This is a genomic window from Acidovorax sacchari (assembly GCF_042847045.1).
GTDB classification, from domain to species: Bacteria; Pseudomonadota; Gammaproteobacteria; order Burkholderiales; family Burkholderiaceae_C; genus Paracidovorax; species Paracidovorax sacchari.
Genome location: NZ_AP035783.1, coordinates 2,639,056 through 2,660,341, shown reverse-complemented (window position 1 = coordinate 2,660,341; position 21,286 = coordinate 2,639,056). Strand labels below are relative to the sequence as shown.

Below are 21,286 nucleotides of genomic sequence, written 5' to 3'. Positions count from 1 at the left end.
CGGCGCCACCGCCGTGCCCGTCAGGCGGACGGTCCGCTGCCTTGCGGAGCGGTGGTCCCGCCCTCCCCGCCACCGGAGACAGCCTCGCCGTCCTCTCCGGATTCCGGGGAATGTTCCCCGGTCTTGCGCTGGTTTTTGGCCAGTGCCTTTTCTTCCTTCTTTTTCTTCTTGGCGAGCTCTCGCTGCCGCTTTTCGTAGCCGTAGTTGGGTGTTGCCAAGGTGGAGCCCCCTTTTGTGGATGCAGTTCGGAGGTCCAATGTAGCAGCACGCCCGGCAAGACCCCTGGCCTCGCCCTGGCATGGCACGCCGCCAGGGCGCGCGGGCGGGCTGCAGGACCGCAGGGCCGCCCCTCAGGCCGGAAACGCGGCCGCGAGCGACTGCGCGATGTCGCCGCGCAGGTCTTCCACGTTCTCCAGCCCCACGGAAAAGCGCACCACGGTGCCGGGCCGCAGGTGCTGCGTGGGGCGCGCGCGCATCGTCCGCAACTCGTAAGGCACGACCAGACTCATGGGTCCGCCCCAGCTGTAGCCGAGCTTGAAGAGCCTCAGGCCGTCACAGAAGGCATCGACACGGTCCTGGCCATGGCGCTCGTCGATGACCACGCTGAAGAGGCCGGCCGCGGCGCCCTGCCCCGCGCCGCGGGCGCACAGCGCGGCCCAGTGCGCATGCCCCGGCGACCCGGGCAGCGCGGGGTGCAGCACCTGGGCGACGGCAGCCTGCGTGGCCATCCACCCGGCCAGCTCGCGCGCCGCCGCGTCATGCGCGCGGTACCGCAATCCGACGCTGGGCAGCGAACGCAGTACCGCCTCGGCATCGTTGGCCCCCACGCCCAGGCCCAGCCGCATGTGCGTGAGCTTGATGCGCAGGTGCAGGGCCGGGTCCCGGGTGATCGCGCTGCCCATGAGCACGTCGCCGCCGCCGCTGGGGTACTTGGTCAGGGCATGGACCGAAATGTCCACGCCCAGTTGCCCGTCGCCGAGCAGGTCGAAGGGCTGGAAGGCGATGCCGGCGCCCCAGGTATTGTCGAGCGCGGTGGTCACGCCGCGTTCGCGGCAGATGCGCACCTGTTCAGCGAGATGAGGGAACTCCAGCGTGACGGAGCCCGGGGCCTCCAGCCACACCAGCCGGGTGCCGGGCGTGATGCGGGCGGCCAGGTCGGCGGGATCCAGCGGATCGTAGTAGGCATGGCGGATGCCGTAGTGCGCCAGTTCCACCTCGGCCAGCGCCTTGTTGGGTCCGTAGGCGTTGTCCGGGATCAGCACCTCGTCGCCGCTGCGCAACAGAGCCAGCGCCACGTTGGCGATGGCCGCGAGGCCGCTGGGCATCAGCACGCACTGCAGGCCGCCTTCCAGTTCGCAGAGGCGTTCCTCCAGCATGTAGGTCGTGGGCGTGCCGTGCAGGCCGTAGGTGTAGCCGGTCTTGTCCTTCCATTCGCGGGACCGCATCGCGGCCACGTCCGGGAAGATGACGGTGGAGGCCTTGTGCACGGCCGGCTGCGGTGCGCAGAAGCCGGCCGGCGGCGTGTACGCGTGGTGGATCAGGCGGGTGTCGGGCCCGGAGCCCGGCGTGGCGTCGGATGCGGAGGAAGTCATGCGGCGATGGTATCGCCGCCCGCCTCCGCCGGGGATCAGCCCCGGATCAGCCCGTGGTGCCTTGGGTGATCGTCAGCTGGTTCACCACGGAGTTCACGCCCTTCACGCCCTGGGCGATGCGGGTCGCACGCTCGCGGGCCACGTCGTTCTTCACCGGGCCGTTCAGTGTGACGATCCCGTTGCGGGTGTCCACGTCGATGCGGATGGCGCTCAGTTCGGCATCCTCGGCGAGACCTGCCTTCACCTTGGCACTGATGCCGGCATCGTCCATCACTTCCGCCGCGCGCGCGGCAGCCTGGCGGGAGGCCTGGCTGGCCTCGGTGGCCGCGGCCTCCATGCGGCGCTGCGCATCCGAGGCGGCTTCGCCGGTGCGCTCGATGGTCGCGTCGAGCTTCTGGCCGACGGTCTGCCCGTCGTTGCGGTCGCAGGCCGCCAGCCCGAATGCCAGGGCGGTGGCCGACAGGATGGCGATGACACGCGGGCAGCGGGCGGGACTGGAAGAATGGGTGTGGGCGTGCGTCATGGCGATCTCCTTGGAGCGTCGGGAATATGACGAACTCTAGACTCGACCGTAGCGCGCCCCGGTCGGACAACGCCTAAGCTGGCGTAGGACGCTTGAGGCGAGAATCCTCCCCATGTCCCCCGCGCCTTCCCCCGCACCTTCCCCAGCGCCGCCGACGGATGCCGGCGCCTCCGGCCGCCAGCGCATGCTCCACCGCTGGTTCCCCTTTCTCGCGTGGCCCCGGCCGGACGCCCGGTTGCTGCGGGGAGAGTTCTGGGCCGGCATGACGGTGGGGCTGATGCTGGTGCCCCAGGGCGTGGCCTACGCGGCCCTGGCCGGCATGCCGCTCGTGACGGGCATCTACGCGTCGCTCGTACCCGCGCTGATCGCGGTGCTGTGGAGTTCGTCCACCCGCCTGGGCGTGGGCCCCACGGCCCTCACCGCCCTGCTGATCGGGGCCTCGCTCACCGGCATGGCGGAACCGGGCAGCGCCGAATGGGTGGCCCTGGCAGCCTGGATGGCCATCCTGTCGGGGCTGGTGCAACTGCTGCTGGGCGCCGTGCGCTTCGGCTGGCTGCTCAACCTCGTCACGTCGCCCGTGCTCAACGGATTCACCCAGGCCGCCGCGCTGCTCATCCTCGCATCCCAGCTGCCGGCGCTGCTGGGGCTGCGCACCACGTGGCATGCGGTGGCCAGCGCCCCGTCCATCCACCACTTCGACGGCACGGCGGCGGCCTTCGGGCTCGGCAGCCTGGTCCTGCTGACCCTGGCGCGCCGCTGGCGGCCCACCTTTCCCTCGGCCATCGTCATCGTCGGCGTGGCGGCCCTGGCCAGCCGGGCCCTTGGTTATGCGGACCACGATGGCGCGGTGGTGGGCCACCTGCCCTCCGGGCTGCCGCACTTCTACTGGCCGGGCTGGCTGGGCTGGGACCAGTTCGGCCAGTTGCTGATGCCCGTGCTGGTGGTCACGCTCGTCAGCTTCCTGGAGACCGCGTCCTCGGCCAAGGTCGAGCACCAGCAGGGCGGCACGCGCTGGAACGAGAACCAGGACCTGATCGCGCACGGCCTGGCGAAGATGGGGTCGGGTTTCTGTGGCAGTTTCGCGACAAGCGCGTCGTTTTCTCGCTCCGCGATCAACCTGTACGCGGGCGCGAAAAGCGGCTGGGCCACGCTGTTCGCGCTGGCGCTGGTCCTGGCGGTATTGCTGTGGCTCACGCCCGCGCTCTACCACGTGCCGCAGTCGGTGCTCGCCGCGGTGGTGGTGGCAGCGGTCACCAGCCTCATCAAGCCGGCGGTGCTGCTGCGGCTGTGGCGCATTTCCCGGGTGGAGGCCCTCATCGGCGGGCTGACGTTCTTCCTCACGCTCGCGACCGCGCCGCGCATGTACTGGGGCGTGCTGGCAGGACTGGTGCTGAACCTGAGCCACTTCCTCTACCAGCGGCTGCACCCGCGCATCATCGAAGTCGGGCTGCACCCGGACGGCAGCCTGCGCGACCGCCACCTGTGGCAATTGCCGCCGCTCGCGCCCGGACTGCTGGGCGTGCGGATGGATGCGGAGCTCGATTTCGCGTCCGCTGCTGCGCTGGAGCAACGCATCTCGGAACATCTTGCGGCATATTCCGAGGTGCGGCACATCTGCCTGTTCGCACTCCCGATCAACCGTATCGACGTCACCGGCGTTGAGTGCTTCGGCCGGTTGAGGGCCCTGGCCCGCACCCACGGTGGAGCCCTGCATGTGAGTGGCATGAAGCTCCCCGTCGAGCAGGTGCTGCGACGCGCCGGATTGCTGGAGGGCCCGGGCCTGGTGCTCTACCGCACCGATGCCGAAGCCCTTCTGGCGTTGCAACGTTTACCTTTGTAGTTACCTATGGCGGGGCAGCCGCTGATACACTTCCTGAACACTGTTTGTTGCATTTTGTGTCTGAATCTGCGACCCCCCCACTTGTGGACCTGCGCGACCTGCGCCTGACGACGGCGCACGCCCTGGTCGCGCAGGCACTGGGCTCCGAAGCCGCCATCCCCAGGGAATCGCCCCGGCAGTACCTGCAGGGCCTGATCGACGGCCTCTGCGAACTGTCGCTGAAGGACCCGCTCACGGGCCTGGCCAACCGGCGGCATTTCCGGACCGTGCTCGAGCGCGAGATCGACCGCGTCACGCGCGCGGGCGAGGCGGCGCTGCTGCTGATGCTCGACATCGACAACTTCAAGCGGGTCAACGACACCCACGGCCACATGGCCGGCGACATCGTCCTGCAGTCGATCGCGCGCACGCTGAGCCGCTGCGTCCGGCCCATGGACACCCTCTCGCGCTACGGCGGCGAGGAATTCGCCGTAGTCCTGCCCGCCTGCCAGGCCGGCTTCGGCAAGGTGGTGGCCGAGCGCATCCGCCGCGCGGTGGAGCGCACGCCGGTCCGCATCTCGCCGACGGTCGAACTCAACGTCACCGTGAGCATCGGCGGCGCCTTCGCGCTCCAGTGGATCCGCAGCACCACGCTGCTGTGGACGGAGCGCGCCGACAGCCAGCTCTACAAGGCCAAGCTGGCGGGACGCAACCGGGTCAGCATCGAAGAACAGCCGGACAGCACGGTGACCGCCGAAGAGAAGAGCCTGCTTTTCGGCCCGCTGTACACTCCCTCGGGTTGGGGCGACCTTCCCCCGCCCTTGGATTCCACAGGCAGCGCCTATTGAAAGCAAAGAGATGACCGACGCGCTGTCACCCCGCACCACGCCCGCTGCGCCCCAGGCGCCAGCCGGCGCCCGCATCATTGCCATCACCAGCGGCAAGGGAGGCGTGGGCAAGACCTTCGTTTCCGCCAACCTCGCCGCGGCCCTGACGCGGCGCGGCTACCGCGTGCTCGTTCTCGACGCGGATCTCGGCCTCGCGAACCTGGACGTGGTCCTGAACCTGCATCCCAAGGTCACGCTGCACGACGTCTTCGTCGGCAAGGCGGAACTGGACGATGCCGTGATCGAGGCGCCCGGCGGGTTTTCCGTCGTGCTCGCCGGGTCGGGCATGGTCGAGTATTCGCGGCTCACCCCCGAGGTGCGCAGCGAATTCCTCAACGTCATCCAGACGCTCGCGCCGCGCTACGACGTGCTGCTGCTCGATACCGGCGCCGGCATCTCCGACGTGGTGCTGTTCTCCGTCTCGCTCGCCTCGGAGGTGCTCATCGTGGCCACGCCCGAGCCCACCTCCCTGACGGACGCGTATGCGGCGATCAAGGTGCTGGCGACGCAGCAGAAGCGCCAGTACGTGCGCCTGATCGTGAACCAGGCTGCACGGCCGGGTGATGGCCGGGCGATCACCGGCCAGCTCCAGCAGGTCCTGGACCGCTTCGTCAGCACGGATTCGGGCCGTCCGATGCGCCTGCTGCACCTGGGCGACATTCCGGCCGACACCGCCGTGCGCGATGCCGTCATGCGGCGCCAGCTGCTGCTGATGCAGATGCCCGGCTGCCCTGCCGCCCTGGCCATCGCGCAGCTGGCCAACAAGATCGATTCCACGCTGCTCACGCCGGCGGCCTGAAGGGGCCGGCAGGCGGCACGCCTGCCCGGCACCTCCATCGCGATGCACCACGACGACGTTCTCAACATCTCCTGCTATCTGTTCGTTCCGCTGCCCGATGCCGGGCAGCTGCGCGACCGCCTGCATGCGCGGTGCATGGAAGACGGCCTCAAGGGCACCATCCTGCTGGCGGAAGAAGGCATCAACATGTTCCTGGCCGGGCCGGCGCCCGCCGTGCGGGGCTTCGTGCAGTGGCTGAGGGACACGGATGCGCGTTTCGCCGCGCTGGAACCGAAGGAGAGCTGGTCGGCGTCCCAGCCTTTCCGCAAGATGCTGGTGAAGGTCAAGCGCGAGATCATCCGCATGGACCACCCCGCCATCCGGCCCGCCGAAGGGCGCGCGCCCTCCGTGGATGCGCCCACGCTGCGGCGCTGGCTCGCGCAGGGCCACGACGACACGGGCCGCCCCGTGGTGACACTGGACACCCGCAATGCCTTCGAGGTGGATCACGGCACCTTCGAGGGCGCCATCGACTGGCGGATCGCGAAGTTCACCGAATTCCCGCCCGCGCTGCGCGCCCGCAAGGCGGAGCTGGAAGGCAAGACGGTGGTGAGCTTCTGCACCGGAGGCATCCGCTGCGAGAAGGCGGCCATCCTCATGCGCGAGGAGGGCATCGGGCACGTGTACCAGCTCGAGGGCGGCATCCTGAAATACTTCGAGCAGACCGACGGGGCCCACTACCGGGGCGGGTGCTTCGTCTTCGACGAGCGCGAAGTGCTGGCGCCCGACCTGTCGGAATCCGGTTCGGGCCCTGTGGACGGGCCGGCCGCCGCATAGGCCGCAGCAGGCACGCGGCGCTGGCCCTGCCTGCAGCCGGGCCAGCGCGCGAAAGTCAGCGCTTGAAGTGCCGCTCCGGCAGCGGAATGCGTTCGTGATCGCCCGGTACCGTGCCCATGCGCATGGCGTCCCAGTCGTCGGCCGCCTGGACGATGCGCTCCTTGCGCGAGGACACGAAATTCCACCAGATGTGCCGCGGGCCGTCGAGCGGCGCGCCGCCGATGACCACGCAGCGCGCAGGCCCGCTGCCCGTGGCCTCCTGCAGCCGTACCGGGCCGGGGGCCTGCGCAATGGCGAGCATGCCCGCCGGCAGGTCGGCCGGGCGCCCCTCGCCATCTTCCAGCCGGCAGGCGCCCTCCACAGCATAGACCGCCATTTCCTCGGCCAGCGGCGGCAGCAGCAGTTCGGCACCCGCCGGCAGGAGGATGTCGAGATAGAGGGTGGGCGCAAGGGTGGCGACGGGCGACGTGGCCCCGAAGGCGCTGCCGACCAGCACACGTACGCGCACGCCCTGGCCATCGTGGATCTCCGGGATGGCCTCCGCGGCCGTGTGGACGAACGAGGGTTCCACCTCGGCATGCGCCTCGGGCAGCGCCGCCCACAGCTGCAGTCCGTGGTTCACATAGGCCGCGCTGCGCAGCCGCTCCGGGCGCCGCTCGGAATGCACGATGCCGCGGCCCGCGGTCATCCAGTTGATGGCGCCAGGAGCGATCTCGCACACGGAGCCGAGGCTGTCGCGGTGCGTGATCGCCCCTTCGAACAGGTACGTGACCGTGGCCAGCCCGATGTGCGGATGCGGCCGCACGTCGTATTCGGACGAGGGCTCGACCGTGACCGGGCCGAAATGGTCGAAGAACACGAACGGGCCGATGGAACGGCGCTGCAGCGAGGGCAGCAGCCGCCGCACCACGAAGCCGCCGCCCAGGTCCTTGGCATGGCCGCCGAGCAGCAGGAACGGCGGCGTTGCATCGCCGGACGACGGAGGATGAGGCACATTCGTATCCACGGGCAGAGTCCTTTCGGGAACAGGGGCGGCGCCAGCGTAACCCGCCAGCACGGAAAAAGCCACGCGCCGCATTGCCTCCGGGCACCCGCAGGGCGCCGGCGCGGTCAGCCGCGCAGCTGCTGCGCGATGCGGGCGACGCGCGCCCCATAGGCGCGGCCGGTTTCCAGGTCGCCGGGCAGCATTTCCTGCACGCTCGCGTCCGACGGCGACTGCGCCAGCATGCCCACGGAGCCCCCCAGGTTGTTGGGGTCGTTGCGCGAGGCCGCCTTGCTGTTGGCCGGCAGCATGCCCAGGCTCACCCAGATGCCGCCGTGCTGCGAGGCCAGCGTCTGCAGCGCGATCAGGGTCACCTGCTTGTCGCCGTTCAGGCTGGCGCTGTTGGTGAAGCCGCCGAACACCTTGTCCTGCCATGCGCGGCCGAACCAGGCCTTGGAGGAGGCATCCGCGAACTTCTTGAACTGCCAGCTGGGGCTGCCCATGTACGTCGGGGTTCCGAAGATGATGCCGTCGGCTTCGGCGAGGGTCTCCCAGCCGCCCTCGGGCAGGTTGCCGTCCGCATCGATGGCGATGAGCTGGGCGCCGGCGCCCTCGGCGACGGCCTGGGCCAGGCGCTGGGTGTGGCCGTAGCCGGAATGGAAGACGACTGCGATCTTTGCCATGGAAATGACTCCTAGTGGTGGGAAGGGTGGACGGGGCCGGCGATGCCGGCCACGCCCGGGGGACTGGAATATGCGGTGTCCATGCCGCGCCCGGACCGCATCAGCGTTCCCGGGCCGTGAGATCGAACACCAGCACCTCGGCGCCGCAGCCCTGCTCCAGGGCCAGCCGGCGCTCGCGCTCGACGAAGGCGGCATCGCCCGCGGCCAGCGGGCTGCCATTGGCCTGCAGCCTGCCGCGCAGCAGGTGCACGTAGCATTTGCGGGCGGGATCCAGCGGCAGTTCGTCGCCGCCCCCGCCGTCGAACAGGCCCGCGTAGACGCAGGCATCGGCCTGCAGGTACAGCACGCCGGGCCGGGCCTGCGGCGCCGCCAGCAGATGCAGCCGGCCGCTCCCGCGGTCCGCGGGGCCGGGTACCTGCGCGTATTCCCGCGCCTTGCCCGGTGCCTGCGGCGCGATCCATATCTGCAGGTAGTGCGCGGGCTGGTCGGGCAGCGGGTTGAATTCGGCATGGGTGGCGCCCTCGCCTCCCGCCATGCGCTGCACACGGCCCGCGGCGACCGATTGCACCCGGCCGCTGCAGTCCCGGCTGCCCAGCCGACCGGACAGCACGTAGCTGAGGATTTCCATGTCGCGGTGGCCGTGCAGGCCCAGCCCGGCGCCAGGGGCGATCCATTCCTCGTTCAGCGCGTGCAGGTTGCCGAAACCCATATAGCGGGGGTCGTGGTAGCCGGCGAAGGAGAAGCTGTGGAGCGATCGCAGCCAGCCGTGGTCGGCGTGGCCCCGGTCGCACGATTTGCGGACGGTCAGCATGGGCGGGTTTCGGACAGTGCTGGCACTTTAGGAGCGGGACGCGGCTTGCGGGCGCAGTGCGATTGAAGGCATCATTCAAAACCTTTGAAGCCTTCCCCGATGACCGTTCCTCCTCCCGCCCGCGACGCCCTCACGCCCGACAGCCTGGCCATGCTGCAGGTGATCGCGGAAACCGGCAGCTTCGCCGCGGCGGCGCGGCAACTCGGCGTGGTGCCGAGTGCGCTCACCTACCGGGTGCGGCAGATCGAGGAGGCGCTGGACGTGCTGCTGTTCGACCGCAGCGCCCGCCAGGCACGGCCCACCGAGGCGGGCAGCGAACTGCTGCGCGAGGGTGCCCGCCTGCTCGAGGAGGTCGAGGCCGTCGCGCATCGCGTGCGACGGGTGGCGACCGGGTGGGAGCCCCAGCTCACCATCGCGGTGGACGGCGTGATTTCCCCCACCACCCTGCTGGAACTCGTGGAGGCCTTCTATGCGCAGTCGCCGCCGACCCGGCTCAAGCTGCGCGACGACATTCTCACGGGCACGCTCGAGGCGCTGACCTCCGGCCGGGCAGATCTCGCGCTGGGCGTGGCGGTGAACGCCTCCAATGCCTCCGGCGTGCAGGGCCAGGTGATCGGCGACCTGCTGTTCCTCTTCACCGTGGCGCCGCACCATCCGCTCGCCTCCGCGCCCGGCCCGCTCACCGACACGGTGCTGCGCCAGCACCGGGCCATCGCCGTGGCCGATTCGGCGCAGCATGGCGGCGTGACCATGGGCCTGCTGGGCGGGCAGGACGTGTTCACGGTGGACAGCATGCAGACCAAGCTGCAGGCCCAGCTGCGCGGGCTGGGCGCCGGGTTTCTTCCCGAGCCCATGGTGCGGCCCTACGTCGAGGCCGGGCGGCTGGTGGTCCGCGAGGTCGCGCGGCCCGCGCGCCGCGTGCGCCTGCACTATGCCTGGGGCGGCCCCGGGCACGCCCCGCCGGGCCGCGCTCTGACATGGTGGCTGCAGCAACTCGAGAGCCCCGCCACCCGCGCGGCGCTGCTGGAAAACCACCACCCATTCTGAGCCGCGCCGCCGCAGGCGCCGTGTAGAGTGGATCCATCCGCGCCCGCCGCGGCGTCTCGCACCCATGCATCCATGAAAGGCCGGACCATGACCTCTTCCCGCTCCCGTTCCCGCACTCCTTCCCGCGGCGCTCCCGCCGGCCCCGGCGGGCAGCCGCCGTCCGCCCGGCGCATCGCCGTGGTCGGCGCGGGGATGGCCGGCATCGCCTGCGCGCGCACGCTGGCGCAGGCCGGACATGCGCCGGTCGTCTTCGAGCAGGCCCCCCAGCCAGGCGGCCGGATGGCGACGGTGGAGTCGCCGTTCGGAGGATTCGATGCCGGCGCCCAGTACTTCACGGTGCGCGATGCGCGCTTCGCCCGCGCCCTGGAAACCGTGCCCGGGCTGTGCCGCCCCTGGAGCGCGACCACCGTCAAGGTGCTGGACGCCGCGGGCCGCACGGCCGCCGCCGCACCGCCGCCGCGCGAGCCGCACTGGGTGGCCACACCGGGCATGCAGTCCCTGCTGGCCGCGTGGGCCGGGCCGCTGGCGCAGGCCGGCCGCCTGCTGGCGGACGCGCGGGTGTTCAGCATCGGCCCCGACCCCCTGCAGCCGGGCCACTGGCAACTGAAGACCCGCTCGCAGGACGGGGCGCAGCAGGTCCATGCCGGCTTCGATGCAGTGCTGCTGCTCGTTCCGGCGGCGCAGGCCCGCGCCCTGCTGGAAACCTCGGGCATCGCCCCGGCGTTCGCGCAGCAGTTGCAGTCGGTCGAGGTGGCCCCCTGCTGGACGCTGATGGTGGCCTACCCCCACGCGGTACAGCCCGGCCTCACCACGCTGGGCCCGCAATGGAACGCCGCGCGCAGCACGCACCACCGCATCGCGTGGGTGGCACGCGAATCGTCGAAGCCGGGACGCGCCTCGGTGGAACGCTGGACGGTGCAGGCCAGCCCCGCATGGTCGTCCGAGCACCGGGACGACACGCCCGCCCGCGTGCAGGCCAAGCTGCTCAAGGCGTTCGCGGAAGTGACGGGCCTGCGCGCCACGCCCACGCATGCGGAAGTGCTGTTCTGGCCCGACGCGCAGACGACTCGGCCGCTGGGGCGCAGCCACCTGTGGGACACCGCTGCCGGCATCGGGCTGGCGGGCGACTGGTGCCTGGGCCACCGGGTCGAGGATGCCTTCGTCGCGGGGCTCGAACTCGCGCTCGCGGTGGCATGAGCGTCTTCCCGGCCGCGTCCACGCAAGCAACCGCCGCGGGCCGACGCTATGTCGGCCGTTTCGCGCCCTCGCCCACCGGCCCCCTGCATGCGGGCTCGCTGGTGGCCGCGCTGGCGAGCTGGCTGGACGCGCGCTCCGCGGACGGGGGCCGCGGCGGCACCTGGCTGGTGCGCATCGAGGATGTGGACACGCCCCGCTGCCAGCCCGGCGCGGCGGAGACGATCCTGCGGCAGCTGGCGGACTGCGGACTCGTGCCGGACGGGACGGTCTGGTGGCAGTCGGGTCGCCACGCACGCTATGCGGAACAGCTGCAGCGCCTGGTGGGCGCGGGGCTGGCCTACCCCTGTGCCTGCACGCGCGCGGACATCGAACGCGCCCATCGCCACGCGCACGGGGCGCGTGACCGCCATTCGGAACTGCCCTACCCGGGCACCTGCCGCGCCGGACTGGGCGGACGGCCTCCGCGATCCTGGCGATTCCGGACAACGGAATACCAGAAAGAACTTGCGCCGGCAGCGGGTGCCGCACGAGCACCGGACTGCCCTGCCATCGATGCCGGTGGCGTGGCCTGGACCGACCGGCGCCTGGGAGCGCGCCGGCAGGACGTGGCGGAAGCCGTGGGCGATTTCGTTCTGCGCCGGGCGGACGGCCTCTGGGCCTACCAGCTCGCGGTGGTGGTGGACGATGCCGACCAGGGAGTGACACATGTGGTCCGCGGAGAGGACCTCCTGGACAACACGCCGCGGCAACTGCTGCTGCAGCATGCGCTGGGCATCCGCGCCCCGGCCTATTTGCATACGCCGCTCGTGCGTGCGCCGGATGGAGAGAAGCTGTCCAAGCAGCACGGCGCGCCGGCGGTGGACACCGCCCATCCCCTGGAGGCGCTAGGGGCCGCGGCCTGCACGCTGGGGCTGCCGGCTTTGCAGCATCCGCACGACACCACCGTCGGCGAGGCGCTGGCTTGGTGGGCGCAGGCATGGTCGCGAATCTACAATCGGCCATCGTGACAGTTACGCATCCCACCCCGGCCGATACCGGCCTCGCCCTTTCGCCCGCGCCTGCCGGCAACGGTTCCCCGCCCGCGGACGTTGCATTCCCCAAGGCGATCAAAAGCTATGTCCGCCGCGCCGGGCGCACCACGACCGGACAGGCCAAGGCCCTGGAAACCTTCGGCTCGCAATTCGTTCTCGACTACGCCCCCGAGCCGCTCGATGCCGAAGCAGCCTTCGGCCGCGCCGCGCCGCTCATCCTGGAGATCGGTTTCGGCATGGGCGAGGCCACGGCGCATATCGCCGGCGTGCGGCCACAGGACAATTTCCTCTGCTGCGAGGTGCACGAGCCCGGCGTGGGCGCGCTGCTCAAGCGCATCGGCGAGCAGGGCCTCACCAACATCCGCATCCTGCAGCACGACGCCGTGGAGGTGATCGACCACATGCTGCCGGAAGGCGCCCTCGACGGCGTGCACATCTTCTTCCCGGACCCCTGGCACAAGAAGCGCCACAACAAGCGGCGGCTGGTCCAGCCACCGCTGGTGGCCAAGCTCGCCCGGCGGCTGAAGCCCGGAGGCTACCTGCACTGCGCGACCGACTGGCAGCCCTATGCGGAGCAGATGCTGGAGGTGCTCTCGGCCGAGCCGCTGCTGGCCAACACCGCCGACGGCTATGCGCCGCAGCCCGACTACCGCCCGCTCACCAAGTTCGAGAACCGGGGCCTGCGCCTGGGCCACGGCGTATGGGATATCCTCTTTCGGCGCGCGGCCTGACAGGCAGCGCGCCCCGCACTCTCGCAACGCCCAGCACCGCACCCATGAAGCCCATCCTCGACAACCTGGTCGAAATGACCGGCCATCGCGATCATTTGCGGCTGGAAGTGTCGGTGCTGTCCACCCTGCACAAGCTCCCTTCCATCAAGGCGGTGCGGGCGCTGGAGATCTTCCAGTCGGGCAGCGAGGCCTACGTGCGGCCGCGCACCTGGCACAAGGACGGGCAGATGGTCACCAGCGACTGGGAAGCCCCGGTCGATCCGCGCCGCGAGCCCCTGTCGGCGTTCCCGGCGCTGCACGAATGCATCGCGCAGCGCCGGCCGCACGTGCTGCAGTCCGTGCGGCGCGGCGAGCACATGCTGTGGCTGCCGGTATGGCTGCACGACAAGGTCCATGCCTGCATCGAGGTCACGCAGTCGAGGCCCTTCTCGGCCCACAAGCTCGACGTGATCCAGAGCGTCTTCTTCGTCTACCAGAACTACCAGAGCCTGCTGGACTACAGCGAGCGCGACGCGCTCACCGGCCTCTTCAACCGCAAGACCTTCGACGAGCAGTTCGCACGTCGCGCCGGCGTGCCCAGCGGTGCGGTGGCCGATGCGGTCACCGATGCGGCCGATGCGCCCCAGCCGCGCAGCGAGCCGCTGCAGCACTGGCTGGCCGTGGTGGACATCGACCACTTCAAGCAGGTCAACGACCGCTTCGGGCACCTGTACGGCGACGAGGTGCTGATCCTCATCGCCAACATCCTGCGCAACTCCTTCCGCGGGCACGACCGCATCTTCCGCTTCGGCGGGGAGGAGTTCGTGGTCCTGCTGCGCTCGACGACGCTCGCCACCGCCCACAAGGCCTTCAACCGGTTCCGCACCGCCGTGCAGGAATACGATTTCCCGCAGGTGGGCCGCGTCACGGTGAGCCTGGGCTTCGCCAGCACGGAGCGCGGCGCGCCCGTGGAGATCCTGGGCCAGGCGGACCAGGCGCTCTACTACGCCAAGGAACATGGCCGCAACCGCGTGTGCTACTACGACGACCTGGTGCGCGAGGGCCATCTGCACGCCAAGGTCGCGAACGACGACGTCGAGCTCTTCTGACCGGGCCGGCTGGCCACTCGCCGGCCAGTGCCGCGCAGCACTCCTGGTGCCCCTGAAATGCAAAAGGCCCGCGCAAGCGGGCCTTTTGCTTGGGGCACGGCCCGGTCAGGCCCGTTCGCCCACCCAGGCGGCCACGGAGGCCAGCGCCGCGGGCAGCGCCGCGGCATCCGTGCCGCCGGCCATCGCCATGTCGGGCTTGCCGCCGCCCTTGCCGCCCACCTGGCTGGCGACGAAGTTCACCAGTTCGCCGGCCTTCACCTTCGCCATCGCGTCCGGCGTGACGCCCGCCGCGATCTGCACCTTGGCGCCGTCCACTGCCGCGAGCACGATGGCCGCGCTCTTGAGCTTGTCCTTGAGCTTGTCCATGGTGTCGCGCAGGGTCTTCGCATCCGCGCCCGGCAGCGTGGCTGCCAGCACCTTCAGGCCCTTCACGTCCACCGCCTGGCCGGCCAGTTCGTCGCCCTGGCTGGACGCCAGCCTGCCCTTGAGGGCCGCCACTTCGCGCTCCAGCGCCTTGACCTGGTCCAGCGCCTGGCCGATGCGGCCCGTGATCTCCGCAGCCGGCGCACGCAGCGCGCCCGCCGCCTTGGCGACCGTGTCCTCGAGTTGCTGCAGGTAGGCCAGCGCACCCGCGCCCGTCACCGCCTCGATGCGGCGCACGCCCGCGGCCACGCCGCTCTCACCCACCACCTTGAACAGGCCGATGTCGCCCGTGCGGGCGACGTGCGTGCCGCCGCACAGCTCGCGGCTGGTGCCGATGTCCAGCACGCGCACGGTCTCGCCGTACTTCTCGCCGAACAGCATCATCGCGCCGGTCTTCTGGGCGGATTCGATGTCCATCACGCGGGCGCCGGTCGGGGTGTTGGCGAGGATCTCCTCGTTCACGCGGCGTTCGATCTCGCGGATCTGCGCGTCGGTGACCGGCGCGTTGTGCGCGAAGTCGAAGCGCGTGCGCTCGGCATTCACCAGCGAGCCCTTCTGCTGCACGTGGCTGCCCAGCACTTCGCGCAGGGCCTTGTGCATGATGTGCGTGACCGAATGGTTGCGCATGGTCGCGGCGCGCAGCGCGGCATCGACCTCGGCCTGCACGGCATCGCCCACGCGCAGCGTGCCGGACTCCAGGCGGCCGTGGTGGCCATAGACGTCGGCGCGGATCTTGAGCGTGTCGTCCACGGCGAAGCGCGCGCCACCGGCGTGGATCACGCCCTGATCGCCCACCTGGCCGCCGCTCTCGGCGTAGAACGGGGTGTTGTCGAGCACCACCACGCCGTTCTGGCCGGCCTCCAGCGCCTGGGCGCTCGTGCCGTCCACATAGATCGCCACGATCCTGGCGCTTTCGGTCAGGCCGTCGTAGCCGCTGAAGCGGTTGGCCTCGCCTGCGTAGTCGAGCGCCTTGTCCATCTTGAACTTGCCGGCGGCACGCGCCTGGGCCTTCTGGCGGTCCATGGCGGCCTTGAAGCCGTCCTCGTCCACCGTCACGCCGCGCTCGCGGCAGACATCGTTGGTCAGGTCGAGCGGGAAGCCGTAGGTGTCGTGCAGCTTGAAGGCCACGTCGCCGGGCAGCACCTTCGCGCCGCCGCCCAGAGCCGCGTCGAGGATGTCCATGCCGTTGGCGAGCGTCTCGAAGAAGCGCTCTTCCTCGGCCTTGAGCACCTCGGTGATGCGCTGCTCCTGCTCGCGCAGCTTCGGATAGGCGTCGCCCATCTGGGCCACGAGGTCCTTCACGAGCTTGTGGAAGAACGGCGTCTTGCGGCCGAGCTTGTAGCCGTGGCGGATGGCGCGGCGCACGATGCGGCGCTGCACGTAGCCGCGGCCTTCGTTGCTGGGGATCACGCCGTCGCTCACGAGGAACGCGGTGGCGCGGATGTGGTCGGCGATCACCTTGAGCGACGGGTTGGAGAGATCGGCGGTGCCGGTCTCGCGCGCGGCCGCCTGGATGAGCGCGGCGAACAGGTCGATCTCGTAGTTGCTGTGCACGTGCTGCAGGATGGCCGCGAGGCGCTCCAGGCCCATGCCGGTATCGACGCAGGGCGCGGGCAACGGCGTGACGGAGCCGTCTTCCGCCATGTCGAACTGCATGAACACGTTGTTCCAGATCTCGATGAAGCGGTCGCCGTCCTCATCGGGGCTGCCCGGGGGGCCGCCGGGGATGTGGGGGCCGTGGTCGTAGAAGATCTCGGAGCACGGGCCGCAGGGGCCGGTGTCGGCCATCATCCAGAAGTTGTCGGACTTGTAGCGGCCGCCCTTGTTGTCGCCGATGCGGATCACGCGCTCGGGCGGCAGGCCGATCTCCTTCGTCCAGATGTCGTAGGCCTCGTCGTCCTCGGCATACACGGTGGCCAGCAGGCGCTCCTTCGGCAGGCCATAGACCTCGGTGAGCAGCTCCCAGGCCCACTTCAGCGACTCGCGCTTGAAGTAGTCGCCGAAGGACCAGTTGCCCAGCATCTCGAAGAAGGTGTGGTGGCGCGCGGTGTAGCCGACGTTCTCCAGGTCGTTGTGCTTGCCGCCCGCGCGCAGGCAGGCCTGCACGGACGTGGCGCGCACGTAGGGGCGCTTGTCGGTGCCTAGGAACACGTCCTTGAACTGCACCATGCCGGAGTTGGTGAACATCAGCGTGGGGTCGTTGCCCGGCACCAGCGGGCTGGACGGCACCACGGTGTGGCCCTTGGAGGCGAAGAAGTCCAGAAAACTCTTGCGGATGTCGGCAACGGACGACGGCGGGGTCGGTTTCGTCATGGGCGAAAGGGCTGCGAGCCTCGAGTGCGTGGAGCGCGCTGCGATGGGCGCAGCCGCGGGATGTTATGAAAGCGTAACCCCCGATTCTATCGAGCCGGACCCGCCGTTCGCCGCGCCGCGGGGGCCGCCCCTGCCCCGCGCGGGGCCGCTCACCGCCGGGCGCGCTTGTGCGGGGTGCGGTTGGTGTAGCTCGCGTTGCCCAGGCCCGTGCCCACGGTGAGCACGGCCCAGCGCTCCACGTCCTGGGTGAAGGGCAGTTCCGAGAGGCCCTGCACCACGGCGTCGTTGTGCAGGCAGACCTGGATGCGGCCGCCGTTGATGGCCGGCAGGCGCTCGCACAGGTCGCGCGGCAGGTGGAAACGGATGCTCTCCCAGTTGCCCGGCAGGTTCTGCGTGCCGCCGGCGAGCGAGCCGTCCTCGCAGACCAGGCCCGGGCAGGCGACGCCCACGAAGGGCGCGAGGCTCAGTTCCTTCTTCCGGGCATGCTCGACCAGGTCCTCCAGGATGCCGGCGATGCCGTCCACGAGTTCGTCGCGGCGCGGAGCGTCGTCCGCATGGCCCCATTTCTCGCGGCGCAGCACCTCGGCCCTGGACATGTCGGGCGCGGAGTGCAGGTGGGTCTGCACGATGCCGCAGCGCACGTTGGTGCCGCCGATGTCCACCGCCAGGATCGCGTCGTAGCTCTGCAGCAGCGCGGGCGGCGCCAGGTGCACCCAGCCGATCAAGCCGCCCTCGTCGGCATGGTGGTGCAGCAGGCGCAGTTCCACCGGGTCCTTCTTCTTGCGCTGGAGCTCCTCCGCGACGAGGCCGGCCGCGCGGGCGATGGCACGCTCGCCCACCTCGCTCTGGTGGAAGCCGCCCCCCACGATCACGCGCTCCACGCCCTTCCAGGTCTTGTGCTGCAGGAAGCGCAGGACCACGTGGGCGAACTGCTGCGCATAGTCTTCCGAGGCGGCCTCGATCGCCCGGGCCGCCACGCCGTCCTTGGCGAGCATCTCGTCCAGACGCTGCTTGCTGATCTCGCGCGTGGGCTTGTCGCCCAGCGGATCCTTGCCGGCCATGTCGGTGTAGAGGGTGCGCCAGGCATCCAGCATGTGCCGGAACGCGGTACGGCTGGCGTTGTCGCCCGCGAAGCCGTCACCGTCGCGCAATTCGAGGCTGTAGTCGTCGATGGTGACGGACGCCAGCTCCATGTCGCCGTGCGGGCCCGCCGCGCACAGGGCGAGCCGGGCTTTTTCCTCGCGCTCGGCCGCGGCAGCGGACACGGGCGCTTCTTCCTTCTCTTTGGATGCCATGGTCGTGTTCGTAGGGAGGGAGTGGGCCCGCGTCGCAGGCCCTGCCCCGATGTTGCCCCGCCGGACGGGGCGGCCGCGTCAGCCAACACCGCCAAACCGCGCGACAGGAGGTAGCAGGGGCGGCAGACGGCGGTCAGCGGCCCAGCAGTACCGCGCGCGCCGCCTCCGACGGGAACACGCACGCCACGTCGTGGGCGCAGCCGGGCACCACGACCACCTCGCGCCGCCGGCCGGGCGCCAGCAGCGTCCGGTCGTACTCCGCGTAGGCCAGGCCGCGCTGCAGGCGGTACGGCCCCTGGGCCATGGCCGCGCACGACTTGTCGAGGATGCCGTAGTAAGTGCCCCTGGCGTCGCTGCTGTCCAGCGCCCCTTCGAGGTAGTGGACATCGGCGGCGGCGTAGTGCTCGCGCGCCTGGGCGGCGCTGCGCCCCAGGCTGGCAGGCAGGCCGTCGGTGCCGTACTTCCAGCGGTTCACGCCCGGGCAGGTGCCGTCGGCAGGCGGATGGGGGCGCCAGGCGTCGAAGTACAGCCAGGTGCCGGGGTCCGCCACCACGTAGCGCAGGGCGACGGCGGAGGCAGAGGCCGATGACGTGCCGGCCGGGGCCGGGTTCGCGAAGCCGATGTAGTGCTGCACCATCTGCCCGCCGGCGGAAAAGCCCGCGACGGTGACGGTGCGCAGCCCGGGCCAGCGCCGCACGAGTTCGGCCACCAGCGCGTCCATCGCCGCGAACGAGGAGACGCGTGCGCCATTGGCCGATGGCCCGCCCTCGATCCAGGAACTGCAGCTCCACAGCAGGTCACCGGCCTGCGCGGCGGGGACGCCCGGGGAGCTGCACCGGGCGGCCTGGTCCGCCGCGACCTGGAACACGGGCGCCACCACCAGGGTGTCACGCAGCGCGCCGGCATCGCGCACGGCCCGCAGCGCGGCGCCGAAGGTCTTGCCGGCATCGCGCGGGTGGCCGTGCAGGCCAATGAGCGCCTGCGTCGGCGCCGCGCCCTCGCCGGGCGCCAGCGATGCGTAGTAGTTCAGCGTTCCTCCGGCCCCGGGCGGCTCGAAACGCTGGTAGCACGCGGGGCCGGCCGCCACGGTGCAATCGGAAGGCTGTGCGGCGGCGTGTGCCATCCACACGGCCAGGCATGCCGCCACGAGACAGGGCCATGTTCCAGTTCTCATCGATGGGACTCCGTTGGGCGCGGGGACGGCGCGGCGCCTGGAGGAAAGTGTACGCGGCGCATGCGGCGCTGCGTGGGTGGGTCAACGGCCAAAAAAAAGCCCGCGCGATGCGGGCTGTGAAAGGAGACCCCCTACTGACAAACCGGAGGCCGGGGGCCGGAAGGCCCTGCGCGGCACTGCGATGGATCCAATGTAGGGCTGCACGCCGGCAGGGCCAAGCGACCAGATCGCGCTTGCTTATGCGCGGACCGAAAATGCCGGAGCCTGGCGGGCATGCCATGCATCCCAGGCGCAGGCCGCCGATGGCGGCATACTCGGCGCCTTGCCCTTCCCGGCCCCCCGCCCGCCCCAGCGCTTCCGTCGATACGATGCCCCCGCCATCCACCGCCCTCCCCTGCACTGCGCGGGCCTTGGCCGCGGCCGCCCTCTGCCTGGCCACGGCCGTGCCGGCACCTGCCCGGGCGGATGCCGGCGACCTCGTGCGCGAGCACGGCTGCATGCGCTGCCATGCCCTGGTGCGTACCTATGTGGGCCCCGGGTTCGCGGAGATCGCCGAACGCTACCGCGCCGACAGGAATGCCGAAACCTACCTTGCCGGCAAGATCCGCAACGGCGGCGCGGGCGAATGGGGCCGCGCGCTCATGCCGCGGCACCCGCGCATCGGGGAGGAAGAGGCGCGGACCCTGGCCCGGTGGATCCTCGCCCAACGCAAAAGTTAGGGGCGGCAGGTGGCGCCGCAGCGATCCCCGGTCAGCGTTCGGCGCGCAGCGCCTCGTCCACCGCGTCGCGCGTGAGGGTGGGCACGAAGGCCTCGATGAAGCGGTAGGCGTAGCCGCGCAGCCAGCTGCCGCGCCGAAGTCCCAGGCGGGTGAGGTTGACCTCGAAGAGATGGCGCGCATCGATCATGCGCAGGTGGCGGTCGCGCTCCGGGTCCAGCGCGATGGAGGCGACGATGCCCACGCCCATGTCCAGTTCCACATAGGTCTTGATCACGTCCGCGTCCATGGCGGTGAGCACCACGTCCGGCTGCAGGCCTTCGCGGGCGAAGGCCTCGTCGATATGGGCGCGGCCGGTGTAGCCCAGCTCGTAGGTGATGATGGGAAAGCGCGCCAGCTGCCGCAGGGTGGGCGGCTCGGGCAGGTCGAGCAACGGATGCCCGGGCGGCACCACGATGCTGTGGGACCAGCGGTAGCAGGGCAGCGTGACCAGTTCGCCATAACCCGCCAGCGCCTCCGTGGCGACGCCGATATCGGCCTCGCCCGAGAGCAGCATCTCGGCCACCTGCCGGGGCGAGCCCTGGTGCAGGTGCAGCGAGACGTGCGGGAACAGCGCCCGGAAATCGCGCACCACCTGCGGCAGGGCGTACCGTGCCTGGGAGTGGGTGGCGGCGATGGACAGGCGCCCTTCCCCGCTGGCGCGGAAATCGTGCCCGGCGCGCTGCAGGTTTTCCGCCTCCAGCAGCAGCCGCTCGACGATGGGCAGCAGCGTGGATCCCGGCGGGGTCAGCCCCGTGAGGCGCTTGCCCGCGCGCACGAAGATTTCCAGGCCCAGTTCCTCCTCCAGTTCGCGGATCTGCCGGCTCACGCCGGGCTGGGACGTGTGGAGGATGCGGGCCACGTCGGTGAGGTTGAAACCCGTGCGCACGGCCTCGCGCACGGAACGCAGTTGCTGGAAATTCATGGATTCGCCGGGCTTTCCTGTTGTTATGCGGCCGATCAACGCGTAGGGGATCAACGCGTGGGGAGCAATGCGCGCGCGGCAGGGGCCGGCAGCGGCGCGCTGCCCCCCGCCGCTGCACGTCAGAGCTTGGCGATGGACACTTCGGTCGATTTCACCAGCGCCACCACGTCGGAGCCGACCTGCAGGCCGAGGTCGTCCACCGAGCGGGTGGTGATGACGGAAGTGACGATGCCCCAGGGCGTTTCGACATCGACCTCCGAGACGACGTCGCCGCGGATGATCTCGCGGACCTTGCCCTTGAACTGGTTGCGCACGTTGATGGCCTGGATGGACATGGGATGGACTCCTGTGGTGGTTGGAAAGTGAAGAGGGAAGCAGCGAAAGGGGGACGGGGA

General features: G+C 70.6%; 21 protein-coding genes. 10 read left to right on the top strand and 11 right to left on the bottom strand.

Features of this window, described 5'->3' with window-relative positions; translation table 11 throughout:
- Positions 1-20: 20 nt before the first annotated feature.
- From ACGHC0_RS12050 to ACGHC0_RS12040, 3 genes are all read right to left on the bottom strand, one after another.
- Positions 21-218 carry a hypothetical protein gene (locus tag ACGHC0_RS12050; protein ID WP_368355423.1) on the bottom strand — a complete coding sequence of 66 codons (198 nt, stop codon included), beginning with the start codon at positions 216-218 and terminating at the stop codon, positions 21-23.
- 132 nt (positions 219-350) lie between these two features.
- Complete coding sequence (locus tag ACGHC0_RS12045; protein WP_368355422.1) at positions 351-1,592, bottom strand: PLP-dependent transferase; 1,242 nt, start codon at positions 1,590-1,592, stop codon at positions 351-353.
- A 46-nt stretch (positions 1,593-1,638) separates the two neighbouring features.
- Complete coding sequence (locus tag ACGHC0_RS12040; protein WP_415268315.1) at positions 1,639-2,115, bottom strand: BON domain-containing protein; 477 nt, start codon at positions 2,113-2,115, stop codon at positions 1,639-1,641.
- A 112-nt stretch (positions 2,116-2,227) separates the two neighbouring features.
- Between ACGHC0_RS12040 and ACGHC0_RS12035 the strand changes: the two genes are divergently transcribed.
- The 4 genes from ACGHC0_RS12035 (at position 2,228) to ACGHC0_RS12020 (ending at position 6,436) form a co-directional block, all read left to right on the top strand.
- Positions 2,228-3,955 carry a SulP family inorganic anion transporter gene (locus ACGHC0_RS12035; protein WP_368355420.1) on the top strand — a complete coding sequence of 576 codons (1,728 nt, stop codon included), beginning with the start codon at positions 2,228-2,230 and terminating at the stop codon, positions 3,953-3,955.
- 83 nt (positions 3,956-4,038) lie between these two features.
- Positions 4,039-4,782 (top strand): GGDEF domain-containing protein, encoded by a 744-nt coding sequence (locus tag ACGHC0_RS12030; RefSeq protein ID WP_405045350.1) that lies wholly within the window; start codon positions 4,039-4,041, stop codon positions 4,780-4,782.
- A gap of 10 nt (positions 4,783-4,792) precedes the next feature.
- Complete coding sequence (locus ACGHC0_RS12025) at positions 4,793-5,620, top strand: MinD/ParA family protein (protein WP_019701234.1); 828 nt, start codon at positions 4,793-4,795, stop codon at positions 5,618-5,620.
- A gap of 42 nt (positions 5,621-5,662) precedes the next feature.
- Positions 5,663-6,436 (top strand): sulfurtransferase, encoded by a 774-nt coding sequence (locus ACGHC0_RS12020; RefSeq protein WP_415268314.1) that lies wholly within the window; start codon positions 5,663-5,665, stop codon positions 6,434-6,436.
- A gap of 55 nt (positions 6,437-6,491) precedes the next feature.
- On the opposite strand, the gene ACGHC0_RS12015 is transcribed toward ACGHC0_RS12020, so the two are convergent.
- From ACGHC0_RS12015 to ACGHC0_RS12005, 3 genes are all read right to left on the bottom strand, one after another.
- Complete coding sequence (locus tag ACGHC0_RS12015) at positions 6,492-7,442, bottom strand: pirin family protein (RefSeq protein ID WP_415268313.1); 951 nt, start codon at positions 7,440-7,442, stop codon at positions 6,492-6,494.
- Between the two features lie 104 nt (positions 7,443-7,546).
- On the bottom strand, positions 7,547-8,101 hold the full coding sequence (locus ACGHC0_RS12010; RefSeq protein WP_107132879.1) for a flavodoxin family protein: 555 nt from the start codon (positions 8,099-8,101) through the stop codon (positions 7,547-7,549).
- Between the two features lie 100 nt (positions 8,102-8,201).
- A complete protein-coding gene (locus tag ACGHC0_RS12005; protein WP_368355416.1) occupies positions 8,202-8,912 on the bottom strand; it encodes a pirin family protein in 711 nt (236 codons plus the stop codon).
- Between the two features lie 99 nt (positions 8,913-9,011).
- On the opposite strand from ACGHC0_RS12005, the gene ACGHC0_RS12000 reads away from it, so the two are divergent.
- The 5 genes from ACGHC0_RS12000 (at position 9,012) to ACGHC0_RS11980 (ending at position 14,006) form a co-directional block, all read left to right on the top strand.
- Positions 9,012-9,959, top strand: coding sequence for a LysR family transcriptional regulator (locus tag ACGHC0_RS12000; protein WP_368355415.1), 948 nt, complete (start codon positions 9,012-9,014; stop codon positions 9,957-9,959).
- 87 nt (positions 9,960-10,046) lie between these two features.
- Complete coding sequence (locus ACGHC0_RS11995) at positions 10,047-11,156, top strand: NAD(P)/FAD-dependent oxidoreductase (protein WP_368355414.1); 1,110 nt, start codon at positions 10,047-10,049, stop codon at positions 11,154-11,156.
- On the top strand, positions 11,153-12,163 hold the full coding sequence (gene gluQRS / locus ACGHC0_RS11990; RefSeq protein WP_415268312.1) for a tRNA glutamyl-Q(34) synthetase GluQRS: 1,011 nt from the start codon (positions 11,153-11,155) through the stop codon (positions 12,161-12,163). Before ACGHC0_RS11995 ends, gluQRS begins: the two co-directional genes overlap by 4 nt.
- Positions 12,133-12,918: a tRNA (guanosine(46)-N7)-methyltransferase TrmB gene (gene trmB / locus ACGHC0_RS11985; RefSeq protein WP_415268311.1), complete on the top strand. Its 786-nt coding sequence runs from the start codon at positions 12,133-12,135 to the stop codon at positions 12,916-12,918. The genes gluQRS and trmB overlap by 31 nt, the downstream gene beginning before the upstream one ends.
- Before the next feature lie 44 nt (positions 12,919-12,962).
- On the top strand, positions 12,963-14,006 hold the full coding sequence (locus tag ACGHC0_RS11980; protein ID WP_415268310.1) for a GGDEF domain-containing protein: 1,044 nt from the start codon (positions 12,963-12,965) through the stop codon (positions 14,004-14,006).
- Positions 14,007-14,111: 105 nt separating this feature from the next.
- On the opposite strand, the gene alaS is transcribed toward ACGHC0_RS11980, so the two are convergent.
- The 3 genes from alaS to ACGHC0_RS11965 all read right to left on the bottom strand — a co-directional run bounded on the left by alaS (position 14,112) and on the right by ACGHC0_RS11965 (position 19,211).
- The gene (alaS, locus tag ACGHC0_RS11975; RefSeq protein ID WP_368355410.1) at positions 14,112-16,742 is read right to left on the bottom strand and encodes an alanine--tRNA ligase; all 2,631 of its coding nucleotides are present in this window, start codon (positions 16,740-16,742) and stop codon (positions 14,112-14,114) included.
- Between the two features lie 149 nt (positions 16,743-16,891).
- Positions 16,892-18,037, bottom strand: a complete 1,146-nt coding sequence (locus ACGHC0_RS11970; RefSeq protein WP_368355409.1) for an ROK family protein — start codon at positions 18,035-18,037, stop codon at positions 16,892-16,894.
- A 133-nt stretch (positions 18,038-18,170) separates the two neighbouring features.
- Entirely contained in the window at positions 18,171-19,211 is a 1,041-nt protein-coding gene (locus ACGHC0_RS11965; protein WP_368355408.1) for a hypothetical protein, read from the bottom strand.
- Positions 19,212-19,621: 410 nt separating this feature from the next.
- On the opposite strand from ACGHC0_RS11965, the gene ACGHC0_RS11960 reads away from it, so the two are divergent.
- Complete coding sequence (locus ACGHC0_RS11960; protein WP_415268309.1) at positions 19,622-19,930, top strand: c-type cytochrome; 309 nt, start codon at positions 19,622-19,624, stop codon at positions 19,928-19,930.
- A 31-nt stretch (positions 19,931-19,961) separates the two neighbouring features.
- On the opposite strand, the gene ACGHC0_RS11955 is transcribed toward ACGHC0_RS11960, so the two are convergent.
- The gene (locus ACGHC0_RS11955; protein WP_368355406.1) at positions 19,962-20,891 is read right to left on the bottom strand and encodes a CysB family HTH-type transcriptional regulator; all 930 of its coding nucleotides are present in this window, start codon (positions 20,889-20,891) and stop codon (positions 19,962-19,964) included.
- 119 nt (positions 20,892-21,010) lie between these two features.
- Entirely contained in the window at positions 21,011-21,226 is a 216-nt protein-coding gene (locus tag ACGHC0_RS11950) for a TOBE domain-containing protein (RefSeq protein ID WP_011796117.1), read from the bottom strand.
- Positions 21,227-21,286: the final 60 nt, after the last annotated feature.